Source organism: Shinella sp. HY16 (assembly GCF_028534175.1).
GTDB lineage: Bacteria > Pseudomonadota > Alphaproteobacteria > Rhizobiales > Rhizobiaceae > Shinella.
Window position 1 is genome coordinate 779,117 of the sequence record NZ_JAHYXL010000002.1, and the last position, 21,253, is coordinate 800,369.

Annotated in this window: 20 protein-coding genes; 15 read left to right on the forward strand and 5 right to left on the reverse strand. The window is 63.1% G+C overall.

The features are described 5' to 3' along the window. Positions 1-2: 2 nt before the first annotated feature. The 3 genes from K0P03_RS24105 to lsrA are packed head-to-tail and all read right to left on the reverse strand — an operon-like array spanning position 3 to position 3,539. On the reverse strand, positions 3-1,016 hold the full coding sequence (locus K0P03_RS24105; RefSeq protein ID WP_050746001.1) for an ABC transporter permease subunit: 1,014 nt from the start codon (positions 1,014-1,016) through the stop codon (positions 3-5). Beyond that, entirely contained in the window at positions 1,013-2,044 is a 1,032-nt protein-coding gene (locus tag K0P03_RS24110) for an ABC transporter permease subunit (RefSeq protein WP_272790792.1), read from the reverse strand. Before K0P03_RS24110 ends, K0P03_RS24105 begins: the two co-directional genes overlap by 4 nt. Next, positions 2,037-3,539, reverse strand: coding sequence for an autoinducer 2 ABC transporter ATP-binding protein LsrA (gene lsrA, locus K0P03_RS24115; RefSeq protein ID WP_272790793.1), 1,503 nt, complete (start codon positions 3,537-3,539; stop codon positions 2,037-2,039). The genes K0P03_RS24110 and lsrA overlap by 8 nt, the downstream gene beginning before the upstream one ends. A 240-nt stretch (positions 3,540-3,779) precedes the next feature. Between lsrA and K0P03_RS24120 the strand changes: the two genes are divergently transcribed. Genes K0P03_RS24120 through K0P03_RS24130 form a run of 3 tightly spaced genes read left to right on the forward strand, consistent with a single transcriptional unit; the run spans position 3,780 to position 6,637 of the window. Then, positions 3,780-4,727, forward strand: a complete 948-nt coding sequence (locus K0P03_RS24120) for a sugar-binding transcriptional regulator (protein ID WP_024269916.1) — start codon at positions 3,780-3,782, stop codon at positions 4,725-4,727. Positions 4,728-4,730: 3 nt separating this feature from the next. Further along, the gene (gene lsrK, locus K0P03_RS24125; RefSeq protein WP_272790794.1) at positions 4,731-6,293 is read left to right on the forward strand and encodes an autoinducer-2 kinase; all 1,563 of its coding nucleotides are present in this window, start codon (positions 4,731-4,733) and stop codon (positions 6,291-6,293) included. Between the two features lie 38 nt (positions 6,294-6,331). After that, a complete protein-coding gene (locus tag K0P03_RS24130) occupies positions 6,332-6,637 on the forward strand; it encodes an antibiotic biosynthesis monooxygenase (RefSeq protein WP_023514172.1) in 306 nt (101 codons plus the stop codon). A 30-nt stretch (positions 6,638-6,667) separates the two neighbouring features. Here the strand turns inward: K0P03_RS24130 and K0P03_RS24135 are convergent, their stop codons facing one another. Together K0P03_RS24135 and K0P03_RS24140 are read right to left on the reverse strand one after the other, a co-directional pair. Beyond that, positions 6,668-7,450 (reverse strand): pyrroline-5-carboxylate reductase, encoded by a 783-nt coding sequence (locus tag K0P03_RS24135; RefSeq protein WP_272790795.1) that lies wholly within the window; start codon positions 7,448-7,450, stop codon positions 6,668-6,670. A gap of 2 nt (positions 7,451-7,452) precedes the next feature. Next, positions 7,453-8,172 carry a GntR family transcriptional regulator gene (locus tag K0P03_RS24140; protein WP_024269917.1) on the reverse strand — a complete coding sequence of 240 codons (720 nt, stop codon included), beginning with the start codon at positions 8,170-8,172 and terminating at the stop codon, positions 7,453-7,455. Between the two features lie 200 nt (positions 8,173-8,372). Here K0P03_RS24140 and K0P03_RS24145 point away from each other — a divergent pair, with 200 nt between their 5' ends. The 12 genes from K0P03_RS24145 (at position 8,373) to K0P03_RS24200 (ending at position 21,040) form a co-directional block, all read left to right on the forward strand. After that, entirely contained in the window at positions 8,373-9,203 is an 831-nt protein-coding gene (locus K0P03_RS24145; RefSeq protein ID WP_023515791.1) for a substrate-binding periplasmic protein, read from the forward strand. 62 nt (positions 9,204-9,265) lie between these two features. Next, positions 9,266-10,036, forward strand: coding sequence for an amino acid ABC transporter ATP-binding protein (locus tag K0P03_RS24150; protein ID WP_272791102.1), 771 nt, complete (start codon positions 9,266-9,268; stop codon positions 10,034-10,036). Between the two features lie 11 nt (positions 10,037-10,047). After that, the gene (locus K0P03_RS24155; RefSeq protein WP_024269918.1) at positions 10,048-10,716 is read left to right on the forward strand and encodes an amino acid ABC transporter permease; all 669 of its coding nucleotides are present in this window, start codon (positions 10,048-10,050) and stop codon (positions 10,714-10,716) included. Between the two features lie 11 nt (positions 10,717-10,727). Then, on the forward strand, positions 10,728-11,393 hold the full coding sequence (locus K0P03_RS24160) for an amino acid ABC transporter permease (RefSeq protein ID WP_024269919.1): 666 nt from the start codon (positions 10,728-10,730) through the stop codon (positions 11,391-11,393). Positions 11,394-11,425: 32 nt separating this feature from the next. Further along, entirely contained in the window at positions 11,426-12,304 is an 879-nt protein-coding gene (gene dapA, locus K0P03_RS24165) for a 4-hydroxy-tetrahydrodipicolinate synthase (protein WP_272790797.1), read from the forward strand. A 57-nt stretch (positions 12,305-12,361) separates the two neighbouring features. Then, positions 12,362-13,594 carry an NAD(P)/FAD-dependent oxidoreductase gene (locus K0P03_RS24170; RefSeq protein WP_272790798.1) on the forward strand — a complete coding sequence of 411 codons (1,233 nt, stop codon included), beginning with the start codon at positions 12,362-12,364 and terminating at the stop codon, positions 13,592-13,594. A gap of 36 nt (positions 13,595-13,630) precedes the next feature. Continuing rightward, entirely contained in the window at positions 13,631-15,100 is a 1,470-nt protein-coding gene (locus tag K0P03_RS24175; RefSeq protein WP_272790799.1) for an aldehyde dehydrogenase family protein, read from the forward strand. After that, a complete protein-coding gene (locus tag K0P03_RS24180; protein ID WP_272791103.1) occupies positions 15,097-16,128 on the forward strand; it encodes a proline racemase family protein in 1,032 nt (343 codons plus the stop codon). The genes K0P03_RS24175 and K0P03_RS24180 overlap by 4 nt, the downstream gene beginning before the upstream one ends. Then, entirely contained in the window at positions 16,125-16,877 is a 753-nt protein-coding gene (locus K0P03_RS24185) for an SDR family NAD(P)-dependent oxidoreductase (RefSeq protein WP_272790800.1), read from the forward strand. Before K0P03_RS24180 ends, K0P03_RS24185 begins: the two co-directional genes overlap by 4 nt. Positions 16,878-16,882: 5 nt before the next feature. Further along, on the forward strand, positions 16,883-17,635 hold the full coding sequence (locus K0P03_RS24190) for an SDR family NAD(P)-dependent oxidoreductase (protein WP_272790801.1): 753 nt from the start codon (positions 16,883-16,885) through the stop codon (positions 17,633-17,635). 317 nt (positions 17,636-17,952) lie between these two features. Beyond that, positions 17,953-18,510, forward strand: a complete 558-nt coding sequence (locus K0P03_RS24195; protein ID WP_272790802.1) for a biliverdin-producing heme oxygenase — start codon at positions 17,953-17,955, stop codon at positions 18,508-18,510. After that, a complete protein-coding gene (locus tag K0P03_RS24200) occupies positions 18,452-21,040 on the forward strand; it encodes an HWE histidine kinase domain-containing protein (RefSeq protein WP_443020596.1) in 2,589 nt (862 codons plus the stop codon). The genes K0P03_RS24195 and K0P03_RS24200 overlap by 59 nt, the downstream gene beginning before the upstream one ends. The last annotated feature ends 213 nt before the right edge of the window (positions 21,041-21,253 follow it).

Below are 21,253 nucleotides of genomic sequence, written 5' to 3' on the forward strand. Positions count from 1 at the left end.
TTTCATTCTCCTCCTGAAGTGACTGCCGCCCGGGCTTGTTTTTTTTGCCGGGCGACGGCGATGAAATCGGTCAACATTGCGCTTCCGTGGCGCAATGCGACCGCGACAACCAGCAACCCTCCCGAAAGTGCGCTGGAAATCTGGCTGGGCACGCCGGCTGCCTGCAGGCCTTGCTGCAGGTAGCCGATGACGAAGGTGGCGATGAGCGTGCCGAGGATGGATCCCTGGCCGCCATAGATGGAGGCACCGCCGAGCACGGCCGCGGTAACGGCCGGCAGGAGCGTTGCCGAGCCAAGATCGACACGCGCGGAGCCGAAATAGGCTGACATGACGAGGCCGGCGATGGCGGCAGAGACACCCGTGATGACATAGGTGATCGTCTGCACGCGGCCGACCGGGATGCCGGCGAAGCGCGCCGCGCTTTCCGACTGGCCCGAGAGGAAGATGGCACGGCCGAAGCGCGTGAAGTGCAGCAGCACGACCAGCACGAGGGAAAGGGCAAGGAAGAGGGCGAGAGGTGCCGGCAGGCCGAGAATTTCGGCATAACCGAAGGCATTGAAGGCCTCCGGGAAGTTGCCGATGCCCTCATAGCCGCCCGCACCCACGAGGCCGGAGGCGACCGTCGCCGTGCCCTGGAAGAGATAGAGGCTGCCGAGCGTGACGACGAGCGGCTGGATCTTCGACAGATGGATGACGGTGGCGTTGAGAAGGCCGCAGAGCGCGCCGGAGACGAGCGCAAGCGCAATCGAGAGCGGCAGGGGCACGCCATAGAAAGTGGCAACGCCGAAGACGATGGCGGCAAGACCAATCACGGAGGCGAAGGAGACGTCGATGCCGCCGGCGATGATGACGAGGGTCAGCGGCAGGGCGACGAGGCCGATCTGCACGAAATCCGACGTGCCGTAGATGAGGTTCGCGACATTGAGGAAGCGCGGATTGACGAGGCCGAAGATGACGAGCTCGGCGACAAGCATGGCGAGGAGGGCGGTTTCCCAGCGGAAGATCAGCTTCTTCATCGGCCTGCCTCCACAGTGCGCGCCGTCGTCGTTTCGGTGGATGGGACAGGGCTGCGCTCGTGCACGGCGTAGCGGCGGGCGCGGATGCGGCGGTCGATGATCTGGCGGATGCGCCCGTCGAGCAGCAGCACCGACAGCAGGATCGCGCCGGCGATGAAGTCGTTCCAGTAGGCGGGAATCTTCAGGAAAACGAGGGCGCTGTCGATCGAGGTGATGAAGATGACGGCGGAAAAGACACCGGCGACAGAGCCCGTGCCGCCGAGCAGACTTACCCCGCCGAGCACGTTGACGGCGATCGCCTTCAGTTCGATACCACTGCCGGCCTGATTGGGAATGAAGCCGATCTGGGCGGCGAAGACGAGGCCGGCGAGCGCCGCGCAGAGGCCCGTCGCAATGAAGGCGGTAAACTGCACGCGCTTGACGGGTACGCCAAGATGGTGCGCGGCCGCACGATTGTCGCCGACGGCATAGAAGTAGCGACCAAAGCGCGTCTTGCGCAGCACCAGCCAGGCAAGCACGACGAGAACGAGAACGACGATCGTCAGCGCCGAAAAGCCGGGGCCGAGATTGGCAGCGAGCCCCTTCAGGTCTTGCGGCAAATCCTCGATCCAGCGACCACCGGTCAGGACCAGCATGATGCCGCGATAGAGGCCGAGCGTGCCGAGGGTGGCGACGATGGAGGGGATGCCGAGATAGGCGACCATCAACCCGTTGAAGGCACCGGCGAGCGCGCCGGTCGCAAGGCAGAAGGCGATGGCGAGTGGCAGGCCGATGCCCGCATTGAGCGAGAGGCCGAGCACGGCGGCGCTGAGGCCGAGCACCGAGCCGCTCGACACGTCAATGTTCCGTGTCAGGATGACGATCATCGTGCCGAGGGAGATCAGCATAAGGACGAGGCTGTTGGAGAGGACGACCGAGGCGGTGGCGCCGGAGAGGTAGCCGGGTGCCGCAGCGCCGATGGCGACATAGGCAATGGCAAGGACGACGATGAGCGTTGCGACGCGGTTGCGCGCGAAAAGGTCAAGCATGGCGGGCCTCCGAGGCGCCGAAGGCGAGGCGGGCGATGGCATCGACCGAGATATTTTCCGTGAGCTCCCCGCCGGATTGGCCAAACGCCATGACCTCGACGCGGTCGGCGAGCTGCTCGATCTCATCGAAATCGGATGAAATGAGAATGATGGCCACACCGTCGGCGGCGAGCTGGCGAATGAGGGCGTAGATGTCGTTGCGGGCCGCAACGTCGACACCGCGCGTCGGCTCGTCGAGGATCAGCACCTTCGGCCGGGCCGAGAGGCACTTCGCCAGCAGCACCTTCTGCTGGTTGCCGCCGGAAAGGCCGCGGGCCTCCTGGCTGGCGCCGCTGCATTTGATGCCCATGCGGCTGCGGAATTCGTCGAACACTTTCCGCTCCGCGCCGGGTCTCAGGAAGAAGGGCAGGCGGTGAACGAGATAGGATGAGACGTTCCAGAAGAGCGGTGCCTCCAGGAACAGCCCGTGCTGCTGGCGGTCCTCCGGCAGATAGACGAGGCCGCGGTCGATGCACAGTCGCGGCGACCGCTTCTTCAGCTCCGCGCCGTCGTAAACGACGCTGCCGGCCGTCTGGGGGCGCAGGCCAAAGAGCGTCTCGGCGAACTCCGTGCGCCCGGCGCCCACAACGCCGGCAAGACCAAGGATCTCACCGGCCCGCACGTCAAGGCTGATATCGCGAAACCCTTCGCCGCTGAGCCGGCGCACGCTGAGGCGCGGCTTGCCAATTTGCGCGACCTTGCGGTCGGCGCGGTCCTTCCCGGAAGCGTCAGTAATCTGCACACGGCTCATCGCGTCGATGACCTCCGCGTCGGTGTAGCCATCGAGCGGGCCGGAAAGCACGATGACGCCGTCGCGCAGCACACTGATTGTTCCGCAAATCTCGCGGATCTCGCGCAGCTTATGCGAGATGAAGAAGATGCCGACGCCCTGCGCCTGCAATTTGCGCACGCGCTGGAAGAGGGCGCTCGTTTCGAACGGGGTGAGGGCGGAGGTGGGCTCATCGAGGATCAGCACGCACGCATCACGCACGAGGCCGCGCAGGATCTCGACGATCTGCCGCTCGGCAATTTCCAAGGCGGCGGCCTGCGCATCCAGATCGAGCGATACCGAAAGTTCGGCGACCAGCTGTTCGACGCGCGGACGCAGCGCCCGAGGCGAGGCGGCAAGGCCAAGGCAGATGTTTTCCAGAACGCTCTGATTGGGCAGGATATGCGCTTCCTGCGGCACGAGGTAGAGGCCAAGTTCCTGGGCATGGGCTGGCGATGCATGGGAAAGCGGCCGGCCATTGATCTCGATCGCACCGGAATTGGCTGGAATCACGCCGGACATGATCTTCATGAGGCTCGACTTGCCGGCACCGTTGCCGCCGAGAAGCGCATGCACCTCTCCAGCCTGCAAGGCAAGGGAAACGCCCTTCAGCACCGGAACGGCGCCGTAGGACTTCCAGATGTCCGTCAGCTTCGCGACCCTCCCGGTCGTCGGGCTCCCAGTCATTCTGCACCTGTTCATATGTAATTCACTACAATCATGTGATCATAGTGATTGGTAGCCGTCAATATGCTCAGAACATAAACTGCGGCAATGGGACGCCGATATTGCGCTGCAAAATATGATTTATCAGCGGAAATCAATGAATTGCAGCCAATAAGAATTTTTCACCGCGGTGACGCGTTGACGTATCAAAAGTTTTTTTGCTATTCAAATGATCACAAATGGACCGAGGGAGCCGCTTGCATGGCGTCGGACAACGGGGAATGGAGCTACGCCGATACGGACGAGGAGATCCTCACCCGCATCGCCTGGTATTATTACAACGACGGCCTCACGCAGAACGAGATCGGCGAGAAGCTCAACATGTCTCGCATCAAGGTGTCGCGCCTGCTGGAGAGTGGCCGTCGCTCGGGCATCATTCAGGTGCGCATCAATTCGCGCTATCAGGGATGCCTTGCGCTGGAGCGGCAGATCAAGGAGCGCTACGGGCTGCTCGAAGCCTATGTGGTGCCCCAGCTCCCCGATCAGGACCCGAGCGACCGGCTCGGCCAGGCGGCCGCGCAATTCCTCATGCAGCGGTTGCAGACGAACGATCTTCTTGCTGTCGGCTGGGGCGCGACGGTCTCGAACACCATTCAGCGGCTGGGTCATCTCGCCAACGAGCGTAATATCGGCCTCGTCAGCCTTACCGGCGGTGTCGGCACCTACGTCGACGGCATGCGCACGGCCAATTGGGGCAGCGGCGTGCATCTCGTGCCCGCGCCGCTTGTCGTGCGCGACCCGGATGTGGCGCGTAATCTTTCTTCCGAGCCGGCGGTCGCAAACCTCCTCGACATGGCGCTAAACGCCACCTACCAGCTCGTCGGCATCGGCGAACTTTCCTCCGCTTCGACGGTGGTCCGATCCGGCTATGTCAGCCCCGACGAGGTGGAGCCGCTGCGCCGCAAGGGTGCGGTTGGCGACATTCTCTGCCAGTTCTACAACGAGCGCGGCGAGCCGCTTGACCTGCCTCTGCACGACCGGGTGATCGGCGTGAAGCTTGCGGCGCTGTCGCGCGCGGAAAAGGTCGTGGCGGCGGCAGGCGGCGTCCAGAAGGTGCAGGCCATCCACGCGGCGCTGCGTGGAAAGTTCGTCGGCATCCTCATCACCGACGAGACAACGGCCGCCGGCCTCATCGAGATCAAGGACTGAACCATGACGACTTCCTATCTGCTGGCCGTCGATGCCGGCACCGGCAGCGGCCGTGCCGTGATCTTCGACGAAAACGGCAACCAGATCGCCAGCGCCCAACACGAATGGTGGCACAAGACCGATCCGCGTTTTTCCGGCTCGATGGACTTCGATGTAGAGGGCAACTGGTCGCTCCTGTCGCGCGCCATCCGGCAGGCGATCGCCGAGGCAGGCATTTCGACCGCCGATATCCGCGCTGTCAGTGCCACCAGCATGCGCGAGGCCTTCGTCGCCTATGATCGCAACGGTCGTGAGATCTGGGCCTGTGCCAACGTCGACAGCCGTGCCGTCAGCGAAGTGCGCGACCTCAAGCGCGATTTTCCCGGCCTCGAGCGCGACCTCTACGTTGAGACCGGCCAGACCTTCGCACTTGGCGCGCTGCCGCGCCTTCTCTGGCTCAAACGCAACCTTCCGGATGTCTATGCGCGTATCGACCGGATCAGCATGCTCTCCGACTGGGTGCTCGCGCGGCTTTCCGGGGTCATCGCCAGCGATCCCTCCAATGCCGGCACCACCGGCCTCTACAGCCTGACAAAGCGTGGCTGGCTGCCAGAGGCGATGGCAAAGGCCGGCATGCGTGACGACATCTTCCCCGAGAGCGTCGAACCCGGCACGGTTATCGGCCGGGTGACGGAAAGGGCGGCGGATGAGACCGGCCTCACAGCCGGCACGCCTGTTGTCATGGGAGGCGGCGACTGCCAAAGCGGCGCGGCGGCGATCGGCGTCGTCAATGAAGGCGATTGCGCCGTGCTCGGCGGCACTTTCTGGCAGCAGGTCGTGAATGTCGGCCCGTCCGTCTCCGACCCGTCGATGGATTTGCGCATCAATCCGCATGTTGTGACCGGTCTCAACCAGGCCGAAGCGATCAGCTTCTTCGTCGGCATCGTCATGCGCTGGTTCCGTGACAGTTTTGGCGCGGAGGAGGTGGCCGCGGCTGGCCCAGGCGGCGATGCCTACCGGTTGCTGGAAGAAAAGGCGGCCAGTGTACCCGTCGGCGCCTATGGCATCATTCCGGTCTTCTCCGACGTCATGCGCTACGGCAACTGGTACCATGCCGCGCCGTCGCTGCTGAACCTTTCCATCGATCCGCAAAAGTCGGGCAAGGCCGCGATTTTCCGCGCATTGCAGGAGAATGCAGCCATCGTGGCGGCCCGCAACCTTTCGGCCATCTTCAAGCTCTCCGGCAAGACGCCCGACAAGATCGTCTTCGCTGCAGGTGCATCGAAATCTGCCCACTGGTCGCAGATCCTGTCGAGCGCCACCGGGCTTCCGGTCGTCACGCCCGTCGTCAAAGAAGCGACTGCGCTCGGCTGTGCGGCGGCGGCAGCGATCGGCATCGGCCTGCGCCGGGATTTCGTCGAGGCGGCAGAGGGCTGGGTGCGCTGGGACAAGCGCTTCGAGCCGGATTTTGCGCACAAGGCCATCTACGACGAGGCGGGGGAACGCTGGGCGCGAGCCTATGCGCTGCAGCGCCAGCTCGTCGATGAAGGTGTCACCACGGCCATGTGGAAGGCGCCGGGCCTCTGATCGACTAACCGAAGATTCAACACAGCAGGGATTAAGACATGCTCATCCAGATGGTCAGCATCAACGTCAAGCAGGGCCATGCCGCAGAATTTCTGGAGGCATTCCGCATCAACTACGAAGGAACCCGCCGGGAGCCCGGCAACTTGCGCTTCGACGTGCTGCGCAACCCGGAAGACGACCACAGCTTCACGATCTATGAGGTCTTCACGTCCTCCGAAGCGCTCGACGAGCACCGCAAGACCCCGCATTATCAGGAATGCGTGCGCCGGATCGACCCGATCCTCGCCGGCCCGCGCACCAAGACGTTTTATGAGGTCGAGATGGCGGATTTTCTCAGCACCTGATGCTGGCAGCCGTCCCGGCGGCGTGCCGACCTATCCGCGAATGCGGGCAAGGACACGATCGAGCGCCCCCAGTGTCGCCCGACTGCCGCCGTTCGCTTCGAAATCGCGGAAGACCTGCTCGTTCAGGCCGCCCTTGGTGGCAAACTCGTGGCTCATCTCGATGAAGGCAATGTCCTTGCCGGCAAGGAGGGCCGTATCGGACAGGCCGGCAAAAAGCGGAGCGAGATAGGCTCGCCCTTTTTCTTCCGGCAGGCCGTTCCGCGCAAGCCATTCCGTCGTGCGGTGCATGATGCCGAAATAGGTAGCCATGAGGGCGCTGGCGGCAGCGAGGAGGTCGTATTCCTCCTTCGTCTCGCATTCCGCGGCATTGCCGAGCACATTGAAGAGGGCAGCGGTGCCTGCATCCGGTGGATAGATGGCGGTGACGCCCTTGCGGCGGGCGACGAAAGGCAGGGGGATTGCCTGCGAGAGCTTCACATCGCCGCCGATCCAGCTAAGGAGAGCGGAGCGGCTGGTTGCAGCGACGACGCTGACTACGGCTTGGCCATCCCGGAATTTCAGCGGACGGACAACTTCCTCGGCGATTTGCGGGCGGATGGCGAGCACCACGGTGTCGCACGCATCGACAATCGCCTGATTGTCAATGGAAACAGATACCTGCGGGAAGTCGACTGCAAGTTTCGCCGAAATCTCGGCACTGCGCTGGGAGACCACGACATGCGGCACCGCCGCGGGGTCGCTGAGCAATCCACGCACCATGGCGTCGGTGATGGCGCCGGTTCCGATGAATCCAATTTTCTGGGACAGGGGCATGATCATTCCGCAGCAGCAAGAGGACCGAAGGAGACGTCGGTCGTATAATTCTCGCGCAGGAACGCGATGAAATTGTCCTGAAACTGCCGGGTGTGAGCATGAGCCAGCTCGTCGGCAAGTTCGACGTTCTTTGTACGGATCGCCTCCAGCATCAACTCGTGCTCGTCCGTCAGCAGATATCCGTCACCGGTACGCTCCAGATACTCGAAATGCAGGTGCAGCATACGCTGGCCCTGATTGAGAAGCCGCTCGTAGAAGGACGCGAGATAGGCATTCTTGCCGGCATAGGCGACGGCCATGTGAAACTGTTTGTTGGCTTCCGACATCTTCAGGTGCTGGCCGGTCCTCACCGCCGCTTCGAATTCCTTCTGGCGCTTGGCGATGATCTTGAGGTCCGCCTCCGTACGCAGCGCCGCGGCCAGGCGCGTGTTCATGCGCTGGGCGACGTCGAGCGCCTCGACATATTTCGGAAAACTCGCGACCTCGATCGGCGCGACGATGGTGCTGCGGTTGGAGAGTGTTACCACCAGCTCCTCCCCGGCCAACCGGATCAGCGCCTCGCGGATCGGTGAGCGCGACATGTCGAAGCGCTCGGCCAACGTGGTTTCGTCGAGCAACTGGCCGGGCGGCAGGGTGAGTGCCAGGATTTCATTGCGCAGCGTGTCGTAGACGCTTTTCGAGCCCGTGCCGCGCACGCGTTTCGATTCAATTTCCTCAGACACTTACATCCCTTTCCGCATTTCGCGGCCATTGGGCCAGAAAAACCGGCATGCAGCAATCGTAAATTTTCCGCTTGACTTTGTCGACATGGAAACGACATAAATTCTCCAGTCGACACGGAGCCGACAAAAGAAGACGCAAGAAACGGCCAAAGCCGACGGGTGGAACCGCGCTTTCAGCGCTCAAAAATGGGGAAATGCACATGCTTTCGAATGTGATGACGTCCGCTCTGCGGGCGACGGCGGCGCTCACGCTGATGGCCGGGCTTTCGACCGCGGCGGTGGCGGAGACGGCAGAGGGCTATTGGCAAGGTGTTCAAAAGAGCGGAACGTTGCGGTGCGGCGCCGCGGTTGCACCGCCCTATGTGATGCGCGATCCGGCAAGTGGCGAGTATTCCGGCTTCTATGCAGACCTCTGCCGTGAGTTTGCCGAGGTGCTGCAGGTAAAGCCTGAATTCGTCGATACGACCTGGGACAACATCGTGGCAGGCCTTCAGGCCGGCAAATGGGATGTCTCGCTGGCGCTGAACCGAACGCCCGCCCGGGCCATGGCGGTTCAGTTCTCCATTCCGGCGATGGAGTACCAGATCTCGCTCGCCTACAACAAGGACAACCCGAAGGTCCCCGCAGGAGCCACGTCTGTCACCGATATCGACAAGGCCGATGTGACGCTCGCCGTCATGTCCGGCACAGCGCAGGACAAGGCGATCTCCGCCGCGGTCAAAACCGCGACGATCCTGCGCCTGCCGACCAATGACGAGACGCGCCTCGCGCTCGTCTCCCGCCGTGCGGATATCCTTGTCGATGCCTCCGACACCAACCAGCTTTTCACCCAGTCGAACCCGGATTGGGCAGTTGCGCTGAACCCGACGCCGGCACTTGCCAAACAGGGCGTTTCCTTCGGTCTGCCACACCAGCTTTCCGCGGCCGATGTCGAAGTGGTCGATATCTTCCTTGAGGAGCGGGTCGCCACCGGACATGTCGAGGGCCTGATCAGGAAGGCGGTCGACGAAGTCCTCAAAGCCAGCAACTGAGCCGAGCCGGAGCCGCTCCACGGCGGCTCCGCTTGCCTGTCTGAAGGAGGAGAGTTCGCATGATGTCGGCTACTGCACCGCTGGTTCGGATCGAAGGACTGCACAAGAGTTACGGCGGCGTCGTCAAGGTGCTGCAGGGTCTCGATATCGAGATGAAGGCCGGCGATCGCGTTGTCGTCATCGGTCCGTCCGGCGGCGGGAAGTCCACCCTCCTGCGGGTGCTGATGGGGCTTGAGCAGATCGACAGAGGCTCCGTCGTCTTTGGCGGCAAGCCTTACATTTCCGCCGACGGCAGCGGCAAGACCACGATCGATCCCAAGGTCCGCCGCTCGATCGGCATGGTGTTCCAGCACTATACGCTGTTCCCACATCTCGACGTGATCGGAAACCTGGTCCTGGCCCCGATGAAGGTGCGGGGCGAAGGGAAGGCCGATGCAGCAGCGCGTGCCATGGGGCTCCTCACGCGCTTCGGCCTTGCACAGAAGGCGAACGCCTATCCCGCCCAGCTTTCCGGAGGCCAGAAGCAGCGTGTGGCGATCGCCCGGGCGTTGATGCTTGATCCAAAGCTCATGCTCTTCGACGAGGTGACATCTGCGCTCGATCCGGAGCTCGTGGCCGAGGTCGAGCAGGTGATCCTGCAGCTTGCCCAGCAGCAGATGCCGATGGTCATTGTGACCCATGACATGTGGTTTGCCAGAAACATCGCCTCCCGCGTGATCTTCTGTGCGGGCGGCATCGTGGTCGAGGACGGGCCACCGGAACAGGTGCTCGGCTCCCCGAAGGAGGAGCGCACGCGTGAATTCATCGAGCGGGTGTTCCACATCAAGCATTGAGGGAAGGGGTCATGACCTACAGTTTCGACTTTGCATCCGTCTTCCGCAATCTTGGCCCCCTCTGGGATGGCCTCATCGTCACGATCCAGCTCACCATCGCGGCGAACGTTATCGGCCTGACGCTCGGCTTTGCCCTGGCGCTGCTCGTCATGAGCCGGTGGGCGATGATCCGCCTGCCGGTGATGCTCTTCATCGAATTCTTCCGCTGCACGCCGGCGATCATTCAGATCGTCTGGTTCTTCTATTGCGTGCCGATGTTGTTCAATGTGTTCCTCGGCTCGGTCACCATGGGCATCCTGGCGCTCGGGCTCAATCTTGCAGCCTTCAATGCGGAGGCCTATCGCGCCTCGATCCAGGCGGTGCCACGCGAGCAGCTCGATGCGGGCATCGCACTCGGCCTCAGCCCCTTCCAGCGCATCCTCCACATTACCCTGCCGGCGGCGGTGCGAAACTCCATTCCTGTGCTCCTGACCAATGGCATCGGCACCTTCCAACAGAGCGCGCTGGTGGCGATCGTTGCCGTCCAGGACCTTATGTACCAGGGCAAGACGCTTGCCACGCAGACCTATCGTCCTATCGAGACCTTCACGGTTGTCGCCATCGTCTATTTCGCCGTGTCGTTCCCGGTCTCCCAGGTCGTTGGCTATCTTGAACGCCGCCGCGAAGCGCTGGCGAGCTGAGGAGACGAGCGATGACCTTCAACTTCGCCATCGTGCTCAAATACCAGGAGGCGCTTCTTCTCGGCCTCTGGATGACGCTTAAGCTGACCTTGATCTGCATCCTGCTCGGCTGCGCCCTTGGGTTCCTGCTTGCGCTCGCCCGCACCTCGAAGAGCGCGATCCTGCGGGGCGCATCGAGCGTCTATGTGGAATTCTTCCGCGGCACGCCCGTGCTGGTGCAACTGTTCTGGATCTTCTTCTGCCTGCCGCTGGTTCTGGGGGTCGAGCTCTCCAATCTTGCATCCGGCATTATCGCCCTCACGCTTTATATGGGCGCGATCAGCAGCGAGACGTTTCGTGCGTCGCTGAAGGCTGTCGGCCGTGAGCAGCTGGACGCCTGCGTGGCGCTGGGGCTTTCCCCCTTCGTGCGCACGACAAGCGTCATCCTCCCGCAGGCGATATTGCGCGCTGCGCCGACACTCTTGTCCAACTGCGTCAGCCTTTTCAAGGAAAGCGCACTCGTCTCGGCGGTCGGCATGGCGGATCTCATGTTCGTCGGCCAGAACATTTCCAACAACACGGCCCGCCCCATCGAGGTGCTGAGCGTCGTCGCCCTCATTTATTTCGCTATTGCCTTCCCGCTGACGCGCGCCGTCACGGTCATCGAACAACGTATCCTCAAGCGGCTGGCCGTGTGACGCGCCCGCCCGATCCTCGAATGGAGACTTCCATGAAACTGTCAGGCGTCATGCCCGCCCTCGTTACCCCCTTCGATGCCAATGGCCACATCGATTTCAAGGCCTTCGAAAAGCTGCTCGCGCATCTGCGCGACGCCGGCGTGACCGGTTGGGTGCCGAACGGTTCGACCGGGGAATACTTCAGTCAATCGACGGAAGAACGCCGCGATGTCCTCCAGTTCGTCAAGGATTTCGCAAAGCCCGGCGAAGCCTTGATCGCCGGTACGAATGCGCCTGCAACGCGCGAGGTCATCGAACAGACCGCCATGGCGAAAGACATCGGTTACGACACGGTCCTGCTCGCGCCGCCCTTCTATACCCGCCCGACCCAGGCCGAACTCGTCAAGCACTACGAGGCCGTGCTTGCCGCCGTTGATATCGATCTCGTGCTCTACAGCTATCCCGCGAAGGATGGATCGGACATCGGCTTCGAGCTGATGGATCACTTCGCCGCCAATCCGCGCGTCATCGCCATCAAGGAAAGCTCGGGAGTGCTGCAACGCGCGATCGACATCGCCAGCCGCTATGAGGGCCGGATCCAGCTCGTTTCGGGTTCGGACGACATCGCGCTCGATTTCATGTTCTGGGGCGCAGACAGCTGGATCTGCGGCCCGTCGAACTGCATGGCGAGGGCCTGCTGCGATCTCGACAGGACATATAGGTCAGGCGACCTCCGCAAGGCGCGCGAGATGATGAAGACGCTCTACCGGGCAATGAACATCCTCGAATCCGGCAAATTCGTTCAGAAGATCAAGTATGGCTGCGAATTGCAGGGATTGCCCGTCGGGGAATGCCGTGCCCCGCTCGGCCCGCTGGCGGAAGAGGAAAAGGCCGAATTCCGCGCTGCCATGCAGCCCATCCTCAACTGGTAAGCCGGTGTCGACCGGCGGAAGGCCGCCCGGCCGCAACCAGCAGCGGGAGAGAAGAGCATGACCACCGTCGTTGTCGGCGCGGGCATTATCGGCACGACCATCGCCTACGACTTGCAGAAACGAGGCCGGCAGGTCGTGCTTCTCGACAAGGGCGAGGTCGGGCGTGGCGCGTCCTATGGGAACATGGCATCGATTGCCGTGACCGAATTCATGCCAGCCTCGCGCCCCTCCATCTGGAAGCAGATTCCGGGCTGGATGCTCGATCCCGAGGGGCCGGTGCGTGTTCGCCCTGGCTACATGCCGAAACTTCTTCCCTGGTTCGCCCGCTTCGTCGCCGCATCGCGGCCGAACAAGCTGCGCCAGCTGGAGGCGGACGGTGCAGCCCTTTGCGGGCGCGTCTACGACGACCTCCTGCCCCTCTTGCGGGAAACGGGCCTGGAGGGCGAATTGACGGAGGAGGGGTGCCTCTCGCTCTACCGTGATGAGGCGGAGTTCCGTGCCGACCGTGAGCACATCGAAATCCTGGAGCGCTTCGGTTTTCCGCACCGGCGGCTGACGGGTGCGCAGGCACGCGAGCTGGAGCCCGTGCTGTCCGAAAGCATCGGTATCGCGGTGCTATTTCCTCAGAACCGTAGCTTGCGCGACCCGTTCCGTCTTGTGACGCGCCTTGCGCAGCGCTTCCTTGCACAGGGTGGCGAAATCCGTCGTGGTGATGTTGCTGGCTTCGAGCGGTCGGGCCGCATCACCGCTGTGCGCCTCACGGACGGCGATCGCATTGCTGCCGGCGACGTGGTGATCTCCGCAGGCGCCTATAGCGGCCTGCTCTCGAAAATGCTGGATGAGCCGATGCCGCTGGAAACAGAGCGCGGCTATCACACGCAGATCATGTCCCCCGGCATTGCCATGCGTCATTCGATCATCTGGCCCGCTAAGGCCTTCATGGTCACACCGACGGCCGGCGGCATCCGCGTGGGCGGCACGGTTGAAATGGCGGGCCTCGACGCCGCACCCGACTACCGTCGCGCGAAGACAACCGTGCGACGGGCGCAAACGGCCCTGCCGGATCTACGCTGTGAGGATTTTTCCGAATGGATGGGCCATCGACCGGCCCTTCCCGATACGCTTCCAGTCATGTCGGCTTCGGCGAAGACGCCAGGCGTCTTCTACGCCACCGGACACGGCCATCTCGGCGTCACCCATGCCGCAACGACCGCGCGCCTGATGGGTGACCTCATCATGGGCGTGGCGCCGCCCATCGACATGCGTCCCTATCGCGTCGACCGCTTCTAACGCGCGGTCGGCAAACCCATTCCTTTTGAGGACACTATGCAGAACAAGCTTTTCATCGACGGACAGTGGATTGCTCCGATTGAGGGAAACACGCTTCCCGTGATCGATCCGGCAACAGAGGAAATCTTCCATCACATCGCCGCCGCCGGCGTTGCCGAAGCCGATGCGGCCGTGAAGGCGGCCCGGGAAGCCTTCGACAACGGACCCTGGCCACGTCTTTCCGGCAAGGAGCGTGCCGGCTATCTTCGCGCCATCGCGCAGGGCATCCGCGACCGTCTGCCGGAACTCGCGCGAATGGAGACCCGGGACAACGGCAAGCCTCTGCCCGAGTCCGAATGGGATCTCGCGGATGCTGCGGGCTGCTTTGATTTCTACGCCGATCTTGCTGAGGAACTGGATGGCGAGATCGAGACGATCAAGCGGGCAGATGCACGCTTCGTCTCAAAGGCCGTACGCGAGCCGCTCGGCGTCGCGGTCGCCATCGTTCCCTGGAACTATCCGCTTTTGATGGCCTCGTGGAAGGTCGCCCCGGCGCTCGCGGCCGGCTGCACCATGATCCTGAAACCCGCCGAAACCACCTCGCTGACGGCGCTCGAGCTCGGCGTCATCGCGGAGGCTGCGGGTCTTCCGGCGGGCGTGCTGAACATCCTTTCCGGCAAGGGTTCCGTCGTCGGACAGGCGCTGGTCGATCATCCCGCGGTCGACAAGGTCGCCTTCACCGGTTCAGGGCCGGTCGGCTCGCGCATCATGGCTGCCAGCGCCAGGGACATCAAACGCATCAGCCTGGAGCTTGGCGGCAAGTCGCCCTTCATCGTCTTCGCCGACAGCGATATCGAGAAAGCCGTCGAATGGATCATGTTCGGCATCTTCTGGAACCAGGGCCAGGTGTGCTCGGCGACCTCGCGCGTCCTCGTTGAAGCCCCGCTATATCTGTCGCTGCTGGAGCGGCTGGTCGAAGAGGCAAAGAAGATCACGATCGGCAACGGCCTTGATGCGGGCACGCTGCTCGGCCCACTTGTCAACGAGGGGCAGTATGCAGATGTCCTGCGCCATATCGACCGCGCCGTCGAGCAGGGCGCGACCATCGCCTGCGGCGGCCGGTACGATGGTTTCGACAAGGGTTTCTGGGTCGCTCCGACCATCCTTACCGGCATGGCGCTCGACAGCGACGCCTGGGTGGAGGAGATCTTCGGTCCGGTCGTCTGCATCCGGCCTTTCGAAACCGAGGCGGAAGCGATCCAGCTTGCCAACGATTCCCGCTTCGGCCTCGCCGCCGCCGTCATGTCGGCGGACGACGCACGGTGCGAGCGCGTCGCCAGTGCCTTCCGGGCTGGCATCGTCTGGATCAACTGCTCGCAGCCGACCTTCACCGAAGCACCCTGGGGTGGCTACAAGCAATCCGGCATAGGCCGTGAGCTCGGGCGCTGGGGCCTCGACAACTATCTGGAGACAAAGCAGATCACGCGCCTTGTCAGCGACGAACCCTGGGCATGGTATCTGAAATGACCTTCGACAAGACGCTCGATATCCTGCTCGTCCATTGCGAGGGCGAGAGCGGCAACGTCCTCATCGGTGGCGCTCCCGAAATCCCGGGGGCCACCATTCTCGACAAGATGAACCATCTGAACGTCGTCGATCCGTCGTTGCGCCTGTTCCTGACGCGCGAACCGCGGGCGCAGGTCGTACACACGACGAACCTCGTCCTGCCGCCCACCCGGCCGGATGCCGACGCGGCTTTTATCGTGCTGCAGCCGGACCGTGCCCATCCGATGTCCGGCTCCAACTGCATTTGCGTGGTGACCGCACTGCTGGAGACAGGGCGCATCGCGATGGTGGAGCCTGAGACGATCGTGCGGCTGGACACGGCAGCCGGGCTGATCGTTGCCCGTGCGCGCTGCGAGAACGGCCGCTGCCTGTCGGTCAGCCTCGACAACGTGCCGGCCTTCGTACACGCACTCGATGTCACAATCGACACGCCGAAATGGGGCCGGATCATGGGGGATATCGCCTTTGGTGGCGTTTTCTATGCCCAGATCGATGTCGACCGTGTCGGATTGCGCATCGTACCCGAAGCGGCCCGCGCGCTCGCCGAGGCAGGTACGGAGATCAAGGCGCTGCTGGCCGACGAGGTTTCCCCGGCGCATCCGGAAATACCCGGCTTCGACGAGATTGCCTATGTGATGTTCCGCGACCATCAGCCGGACGGTTCGCTCGTCACCTGCACGACGCTGAAGCCCGGCCGGGTGGACCGTTCGCCCTGCGGCACGGGATCCTCGGCCCACCTTGCGATCCTTCATGCGCGGGGCCTGGCGAGAACCGGGGACAGGCGCATTTCGCACAGCATCATCGGCGGCACGTTCACCGCTGAAATCCTCGGTGAGGTTACCGTTGGCGGCGGCCCGGCGGTGCTGCCGCGCATCACGGGCCGGGGCTATGTCTTTGGCCGCCAGCAATTGCGGCTCGATCCGCAGGATCCGTTCCTGCAGGGGTTCGCCCTGTCGGACACCTGGGGATTGCAGGTGGGGGATCTATGAAACTTTCCGGGCAAAACATCCTCGTCACCGGCGCGACAGGCGCCATCGGGCAGGCGGTCTGCCACGCTCTCGTGGCGGACGGCGCAAATGTCGTCGTGCATTGCAGCCGCAACCGCGATACCGCCGAAACGCTTGTGAAAGCGCTGGATGGCAGAGGTTGGTGCGTGTCGGCCGACCTGTCGGATCCCGCCGGCCCACAAGTCCTGTGGGACCAGGCACTGGCCGTTGCCGGCCGGTTGACCGGTCTCGTCAACAATGCCGGCATTCGCTCGGAAGTAGCGGTCGACGCGCCGATGGAGGAATGGCAGCAGGTCTGGGCGCGCGAAATGCGGGTCAATTTCCTGTCGGCCGTCGACCTGTCGAAACTCGCCATCCAGCATTTCCGGACCCATGGCGGCGGGCGGATCGTCAACATGGCGAGCCGGGCCGGCCAGCGCGGCTACTCTTCCAGCGCCATGGCCTATGGCGCTTCCAAAGCCGCCCTGATCAACCTGACAAAGTCCATCGCGCAGAGCCATGGGCACGAGGGGGTGACGGCGGTGGCACTGGCACCCGGCTGGGTGCGTACCGAAATGGCCGAAGCCTACATCGCCGAGCATGGCGAGGCAGCGGCCCTGGCCGGCATTCCCATCGCCAGGATGGCCGACCCGCAGGAAATCGGCGAGATCACCGCCTTTGCCTTCCGTCCTTCGCAGGCCTCTCTGAACGGCGCCGTGCTGGATATGAATGGCGGCAGCTACATGAGGTAATTTCGATGCGTTTCAAGGACAAAGTCGTCATCGTCACCGGCGCTGCCGGGGGCATCGGAGGCGCGATTAGCGCCCGGTTCGCGGCAGAGGGCGCGCAGGTCATCGTCACGGACATGAACGGCGATGGTGCGAAGGCGACGGTCGCGCAGATCGCTGCCGAAGGCGGCAGGGCGCGGGCATTTGCCAGCGACATCTCGGCCGCAGAGGGGTGCAGGGCAATCGTCGACGATGTCATCGCCGTGGAAGGCCGCATCGACGTGCTCTGCAACAATGCCGGTCTCAACAGGCGCGGCAATCTTCTCGCGCTGACGCCCGAGGACTGGCGGCTAAGCTTCGCCGTCAACATCGATGCGATGTTCCACCTGTGCCAGGCGGCGCTGCCCCACATGATTGGGGCCGGTGGCGGTGCCATCATCAACACCGCTTCTCAATGGGGGCTTCACCCGGCTCCGAACCATATCGCCTACAATGTGACGAAGGCGGCCGTGGCGAGCTTCACCCAGAACCTTGCCCGCGACTATGCGCCGGACAAGATCCGCGTCAACGCCGTCTGCCCGGGCGAGATCCACACGCCCATGCTGGAGGCCGGGGTGAAGCGCTCCGGGCGCACCATCGCCGATCTCGACAGGCTCGTACCCTTCGGCCGGATCGGCAGGCCCGAGGAGGTCGCCGCCCTCGTTGCGTTCCTTGCATCCAACGAGGCCGCGTTCATGTGCGGCTCACTCGTCGAGATCACCGGGGCGCAGGCTGTCGCGTGATCCGCCCGCGTCATTCACGGCCGCTGGAAAAACCGGACAACATCTGAGGGGCAGGAGGCTGCAGGCGCTGCGTCACGCCCGGCACGTTGGATTCGAACCACATTTACGGTGTGCACTCTGCTTTGCCTAATCCACAGAAAGGCGATGAGCCCCATTCCAAACTTTCCGTAACCCCTTGTCCCTGATGGGCGCACGCCCTAGCTTCCCTGGCGATTTCAGCGCGCTTGGCCTGTATCGGCCCGGGCTCGCCCCTTCCGATGAGAGCGCTGTGGGTCAGAACATTGGGAACGTAGGCGTTTCCGATCGTGGAGGACGGTTTGGGTCACAGTGAACGACGGTTCGATCTTAGAAGGCGGACACAGCAAGCGCATGAACGGCTCGACGCTGCCGTTGGCGATTTTCATACGCAGCAGGACTATCGCCGCTATATTGCACGGCTCGGCGCATTCCGGTCCGCCATGGATACAGCACTCGGGGGGATCGTCTGGCCGTCGGGCTGGCTCTGGCAACCCACGGTCATTGCCGGCGCCCTTGCCGCTGACGCGGCAGACCTAGACCTGCCACCGGCATTACCGAGGGGAGCGGATTTCGACCTATGTGACACAAGCGTTCTCCTTGGCGCCCTCTACGTGCTCGAGGGGTCCACGCTCGGCGCGCGGGTGCTCCGCCAGCGCGCGGCCGCGCTCGGATTTGACGAGACGTTCGGTGCCCGGCACCTTGCTCTTATGTCAAAGGACATAGCGCAATGGCAGTCCTTCCTTCTATTGTTGGATGGCGTTTCGGACTTTGAAGCCGAGCGGGCCGCTGCGTCGGCCAATGCCGTTTTCGCATTCGCGTTGCGTTGCTTTGAAAGTGATCGTGTTGCCGCCGTCTGAACCCGTTACGCTCGACACCTGTGATCGCGAGCCGATCCACATTCCCGGAAGCATCCAGCCGCACGGGTGCCTCATCGCGTGCGACATCGGCCTCACGACCATCGAGCGTGCCTCTGCAAATGCCGCTGCCATTCTTGAGTGCGAGGCAAGCCTTCCAGGCCGAAGTGTCGTGGACGTGTTGGGGCATAGGCTGCTGCATGACCTTCGCAACGCGCTGGCGACGACCAACACGGCGTCGCGGCCGGCGCTGTTGCTGGACGTCGCCTGCGGCGACCGCGTGTTCGACATCGCGATCCATCATCACAAATCCGCGGTCATCATAGAGTTCGAGCCTGCCCCCTCGGTCGGTCAGCCCCTGCATATCGCGCGCGAGATGATCGGCCGCATCAGCGATATCACGGATGTCGATCGTCTCGTGCAGCGCGCCGGACGTATCGTTTCTGGTGCGACGGGTTATGATCGCGTGATGATCTACCGCTTCGAGCAGGACGGCTCGGGCAAGGTGGTGAGCGAAACGAAGCGCGCGGATCTCGAGAGCTTCCTCGGGCAATACTTCCCTGCGAGCGATATCCCCCAGCAGGCACGCGCGCTCTACCTCCAGAACACGATCCGCGTCATTTCGGATGCAGACGGCGCGCGCGTGCCGATCGAACCGGTGCTCGATGCGTCCGGGGAACCGCTCGACCTCAGCTTCGCGCATCTGCGCAGTGTCTCTCCCATCCATTGCGAGTATCTCCGCAACATGGGGGTCGGCGCGTCCATGTCGATTTCGATCATCCTCGATGGCATGCTCTGGGGGCTCATCGCATGCCACCATTATTCACCGCGCGCTCTGCCCATGGCACAGCGTGTCGCAATGGAGGTGTTCGGCGAGTTCTTCTCCCTGCACCTGAAGTCGCTGAAGGAGCGCCGCCGCGTGGCAGCGGTCGCTGGAACACGTGAGGCACTCGATCGCTTCCTCATCCTGTCATCCCACCACGAGGATGTCGGCGAACTGCTGCGCCAGAGCCTGGATGAGTTCTCGCGGCTTTTGCCAAACGACGGCATCGGCATAATGTTCGACGGCAAGTGGGCCGGCCTCGGCGCGACCCCGCCGGACGCAGCCGTGCCCGACGTCCTGGATTTCATCCGAACGGTCAGCGACGGCCGTATCTGGGCAACGCACGCCCTGTCACAGAAGCTGCCTGAAGCCGCCGCCTATAGCGACCGCGTATCGGGCGTCCTTGCCATTCCCCTGTCTCAGACCGGTTCGGATTGCCTGGTGTTTTTCCGTAAAGAGCTTGTACAAACACTGAACTGGGCGGGAAACCCGGAGAAAACCTACGAAACAGGCCCCCTTGGCGACCGGTTGACGCCGCGCAAGAGCTTTGCGATCTGGAAGGAGACCGTCAAGGGGCAAGCACAGGCCTGGGCGGACACTGAGCGCGAGATCGCCGAGATCGCACGGATGGCGATCGTAGAAGTCGTGCTCCGTCATAACGAACTGATGGCCGGCGAGCGACGCAAGTCCGAGGTTCGTCAGCGCATGCTGAACCAGGAACTCAGCCACCGCGTGAAGAACATTCTCGCAGTCATCAAGTCGCTGGTGACAAGCCCGCAGCACCACAAGAACACGCTGGAGGACTATGTCGCAACCCTTCAGGGCCGTATCGAGGCACTGTCGATCGCCCACGACCAGGTGGTGCGTGGCGACGGCGGCGGCATCCTCGTCGATCTCCTGGAAGCCGAACTTCAGCCGTACCGGTCGCGGGCATCAACAATCAGCCTTGCCGGACCGGATGTCTGGCTGGATAGCCGCGCATTTTCCGTGCTGGCACTGGTTTTCCATGAGCTTGCGACCAATGCTGCGAAGTATGGCGCACTTTCCGTATCGACGGGTATGGTGACAATTTCCTGGACGATGACCGAGGGACGAGGCTGCGAGATCCTGTGGCGCGAAAGCGGCGGCCCGCTCGTTGATGTGCCTTTGCGCAGGGGGTTCGGTAGTGCGCTCATCGAGCGCAGCGTACCATACGATCTTGGCGGCGAGAGCATGGTCCGCTTCGAGACATCCGGTCTTGAAGCCAGCTTCCGGATTCCCTTGCCACATGTGAAGCTCACCGTGTCCAGCACGAAAGCGGCGGTGGCGATGGCGGACAATGAGGGGGCGCAGACAGGTACGCTTCGCGGGTTGGATCCGGCAGTCCTCATCGTCGAAGACCAGATCCTGATCGCCCTTGATCTTGAGGCAATGCTCTCCGAGGAAGGCCTGTCCAGGGTTTCGACCGCAAGCTCGGTGCGTCAGGCCATGGCCGCGATCGAAGCGGGCGCTCCGGACCTTGCGATACTCGATATCAACCTCGGCTCTGGCAATTCCTTTCCTGTCGCCGACGAGCTTCGCCGCAGGGGCATACCCTTCGTCTTCGCGACTGGATACGGGGAGGGCGCCGAATTGCCGGAAGGCCTGGCCAACACCCTGATCGTGCGCAAACCCTACAGCGGAAAGGCCATCGTCGCAGCCCTTGTCGCGTTGACGGAAACACGCTCCTGAGCGCTTCTTCAATTTCGGGGAGCGGCGTAAAAAATCGCGGGGAGCTGCGGGCACGGCTTCTGCGCCTTGAGGCGGTACGAAAAAGGCGGATGTGTTGAACCGGTCAAATCCCGCCGTCCAATCTCGGAGATCGATCGGCAAGGTCAACGGTCCGTTGCCCGCGGCAAACCCATGCCCCGGTGTGCCATACAAGCAAACATGTGAACAGAGGAC

Excerpts from the sequence above, each read along its gene's own strand:
- K0P03_RS24105 (WP_050746001.1), bottom strand. The coding sequence starts at position 1,016 with ATGAAGAAGCTGATCTTCCGCTGGGAAACCGCCCTCCTCGCCATGCTT.
- K0P03_RS24110 (WP_272790792.1), bottom strand. The coding sequence starts at position 2,044 with ATGCTTGACCTTTTCGCGCGCAACCGCGTCGCAACGCTCATCGTCGTC.
- lsrA (WP_272790793.1), bottom strand. The coding sequence starts at position 3,539 with ATGACTGGGAGCCCGACGACCGGGAGGGTCGCGAAGCTGACGGACATC.
- K0P03_RS24120 (WP_024269916.1), top strand. The coding sequence starts at position 3,780 with ATGGCGTCGGACAACGGGGAATGGAGCTACGCCGATACGGACGAGGAG.
- lsrK (WP_272790794.1), top strand. The coding sequence starts at position 4,731 with ATGACGACTTCCTATCTGCTGGCCGTCGATGCCGGCACCGGCAGCGGC.
- K0P03_RS24130 (WP_023514172.1), top strand. The coding sequence starts at position 6,332 with ATGCTCATCCAGATGGTCAGCATCAACGTCAAGCAGGGCCATGCCGCA.
- K0P03_RS24135 (WP_272790795.1), bottom strand. The coding sequence starts at position 7,450 with ATGCCCCTGTCCCAGAAAATTGGATTCATCGGAACCGGCGCCATCACC.
- K0P03_RS24145 (WP_023515791.1), top strand. The coding sequence starts at position 8,373 with ATGCTTTCGAATGTGATGACGTCCGCTCTGCGGGCGACGGCGGCGCTC.
- K0P03_RS24150 (WP_272791102.1), top strand. The coding sequence starts at position 9,266 with ATGTCGGCTACTGCACCGCTGGTTCGGATCGAAGGACTGCACAAGAGT.
- K0P03_RS24155 (WP_024269918.1), top strand. The coding sequence starts at position 10,048 with ATGACCTACAGTTTCGACTTTGCATCCGTCTTCCGCAATCTTGGCCCC.
- K0P03_RS24160 (WP_024269919.1), top strand. The coding sequence starts at position 10,728 with ATGACCTTCAACTTCGCCATCGTGCTCAAATACCAGGAGGCGCTTCTT.
- dapA (WP_272790797.1), top strand. The coding sequence starts at position 11,426 with ATGAAACTGTCAGGCGTCATGCCCGCCCTCGTTACCCCCTTCGATGCC.
- K0P03_RS24170 (WP_272790798.1), top strand. The coding sequence starts at position 12,362 with ATGACCACCGTCGTTGTCGGCGCGGGCATTATCGGCACGACCATCGCC.
- K0P03_RS24175 (WP_272790799.1), top strand. The coding sequence starts at position 13,631 with ATGCAGAACAAGCTTTTCATCGACGGACAGTGGATTGCTCCGATTGAG.
- K0P03_RS24180 (WP_272791103.1), top strand. The coding sequence starts at position 15,097 with ATGACCTTCGACAAGACGCTCGATATCCTGCTCGTCCATTGCGAGGGC.
- K0P03_RS24185 (WP_272790800.1), top strand. The coding sequence starts at position 16,125 with ATGAAACTTTCCGGGCAAAACATCCTCGTCACCGGCGCGACAGGCGCC.
- K0P03_RS24190 (WP_272790801.1), top strand. The coding sequence starts at position 16,883 with ATGCGTTTCAAGGACAAAGTCGTCATCGTCACCGGCGCTGCCGGGGGC.
- K0P03_RS24200 (WP_443020596.1), top strand. The coding sequence starts at position 18,452 with ATGCCGTTTTCGCATTCGCGTTGCGTTGCTTTGAAAGTGATCGTGTTG.